At 41.2% G+C, this 2,436-nt stretch carries 3 protein-coding genes; all 3 read left to right on the forward strand.

All coding sequences use genetic code 11. The features are described 5' to 3' along the window. A partial coding sequence (locus MHN32_RS23405) for a polymorphic toxin type 15 domain-containing protein (protein ID WP_239422966.1) occupies window positions 1-714 on the forward strand: 714 nt, incomplete at its 5' end. A 12-nt stretch (window positions 715-726) separates the two neighbouring features. Further along, window positions 727-1,407, forward strand: coding sequence for a GAD-like domain-containing protein (locus MHN32_RS23410; RefSeq protein WP_222242539.1), 681 nt, complete (start codon window positions 727-729; stop codon window positions 1,405-1,407). Window positions 1,408-1,523: 116 nt separating this feature from the next. After that, window positions 1,524-1,985, forward strand: a complete 462-nt coding sequence (locus tag MHN32_RS23415; RefSeq protein WP_239422967.1) for an SMI1/KNR4 family protein — start codon at window positions 1,524-1,526, stop codon at window positions 1,983-1,985. Window positions 1,986-2,436 lie beyond the last annotated feature (451 nt).

Consider the following 2,436-nt stretch of genomic DNA (forward strand, 5'->3'; position numbering starts at 1 on the left):
AAAGCACTGGATGAGTATCAAGGCCAACCACCAATTCGAGGCGTTACCGACAAGCCCACCAAAGCCAAGGCCGATGAATTGGAGCCGCCAAAAGGGAATGAGTTACCGGGAGGGAAAGGGTTGCACCCTCTCAAAGCAGGCATGAAAGCATACAAGGTCCCCTGTTTTAAACCAAGTGATAACTTAAGGAAAAAACATAAGGGCGACTTACGTGCTTTAGAGCATAATTACGCAAGGCAGCTTAAGAATCAAGAAAAAGGCTTAAATGATTTAACCATTGGTGAATACAGAGAAAACCGCGATCGATACAGAAATATGAAGCGTAAGGGGACTGGAACTGCTCAAAATGATTATAGGGAGGAGTTCCGATCAGATTTATTTGAGTCACTAAAAGAATCATACGGTAGAAACAAATCACGTACTGAAGCAAAAGAATTAGCCGCGCAAAGAACAACAGAAATTATGAAAAATTTACATGCATTACACGACCCTGATATGGGCGCTGGCGGTTATGATAAGGTTACTCGTCTGGGCGATAAAAGGGTTAATGAATCTATAGGTCCGCAGTGGGCTAAAGCACCTATAGGAAGTAAAAAAGGGGATAAAACACGCGTGGAATTAATGGATGAACAAGTTGAAAAAGCATTTAAAGAATATGGCCCAGATGCTAAGTTGAACATTCAACTTGAGCGCTGCCCGTTAAACAAAAAGTAAAGTAGAGAACCCATGATAGAGACGAATGATGACGATTTAGCCTTTTTTTTAAGCGAATTTGGCCAACCAACAACAATTGTACCCGCGACTACCGCTGATATAGAAGCGTATCGAGGTAAGCTGCCTGATCAGCTACTTGAATACTGGCAAATACTCGGCTTCAGCGGTTTTGCCGATGGCTTATTTTGGCTGACAAACCCCGCGGATTATCAAGACATCCTTGACCGATTTTTAGAAGATACCCCGTTTGAGCAAGATGATATCTATTATGTTATAGCGCGAAATGCATGGGGAAATTTAAAACTCTACGGGGAGAAAACTGGACATTCTCTAGAAATCAGTCCCTACCTTAATTGGATGCGAACAAAAAAAGGGAGCCAGCAAGATATTGCAGCTGGTAAGGCTAACCAAACCGCAAAAGATTTTATAGCGCTTCAAGACCCTGAGCGACTTGATATTAAAAATAACCAAGGGAAACCTCTTTTTCCTGCGACATTAAAAAAACATGGGCCACTCAATGCCGATGAAGTGTACGGCTTTGCACCATTTTTATTTATGGGTGGCGAGAAAAAAGTCAAGAATATTGAAAAGTGCGATATTTTTGCCCATTTGAATTTAATTGCCGACATGGGTGATATGGAAATCATTGATATGGCTTCTATGGTACGTGGCGCTATTAAGCAGCATGAATAACGCTGTATTGTGACACTTGTTGTGATTCAATCAAATAGGACACGACGCTTTCGTGCCCCATACTGGAGGAATGTCTATTTGGGGTGGAGGCTATAAAAAGTAACAAGGAGCAAAAAGTGAATATAATTTGGGAAGAATATGTAGATCCTCCTTTGCAAGGTATCTCGAGCAATGAGATCTCAACTATAGAGGCCATTATAGGTTTTATACTACCTGCTGATTACAAATCTTTTATAGTTGACAAGCAGGGGTTAGTACCATCTAAAGAGGTAATTGAATCAGGTGACTTAGCACCCGTACCGTTAGGACCGTTATTTCACGTTTTAGAAAATTGTTCCTCTGAACACATGCTATATAGTGCTCTGGAAAAATTTAATAAATGGAAAGATTTATATCCGAATATCTTTCCTATTGCTGATGCCGGAGGTACTGGCAACTTTTTTGCCTATAATTTTAATATTGATCATTCAAATCCACCTATAATCTTCGTGAATGTGGAAGAAGATCTTGATTCACCAGAAGCTTTTATATATGTTTCAAGAGATATAAATGAACTTCTCAATAATTTGAGAGCTTAGTAACCTAATCTGAATCTGGATATATCCTCCATACGTGCTTCTAGGCTTACCCAAGGGTGTTGACTTGTTTTACACCCTTAGCAGTTCTGTGGATAGAGACTAAGAGGCGTAGTGCCGCACGGTACGATGTGTGCATCGCAGGGCAAAACTGCCGGAAAATTCTAGCCAAACTTCGGGTAAACTGAGTTGCTCAGCCTGAAACTGATATAGCTCAACCAGTCTGAGCACCAAAATGTCAATATTCAGAATCGGCTAAATAGAGGTCAATAGACAAAGTCATCTTAAAAAATACCGAGAATCCCTCTCGGCTGCGCTTGCCGTGCTGCGGCTTTTTACCCAAAGAAAAGTCGGCAAAGGCGACCCAGTTAAATACCTAAGAGACATCAACTGGCAAGACCTAGGAAAACAATCCGCCACGGAAGTTAAAAACATCGTCAAAGGCCTACGCGAT

Source organism: Pseudoalteromonas sp. Of11M-6 (genome assembly GCF_022347905.1).
GTDB lineage: Bacteria > Pseudomonadota > Gammaproteobacteria > Enterobacterales > Alteromonadaceae > Pseudoalteromonas.

Bases quoted from the DNA above. Each gene is read 5' to 3' on its own strand.
- MHN32_RS23410 (WP_222242539.1), top strand. From the start codon at position 727: ATGATAGAGACGAATGATGACGATTTAGCCTTTTTTTTAAGCGAATTT.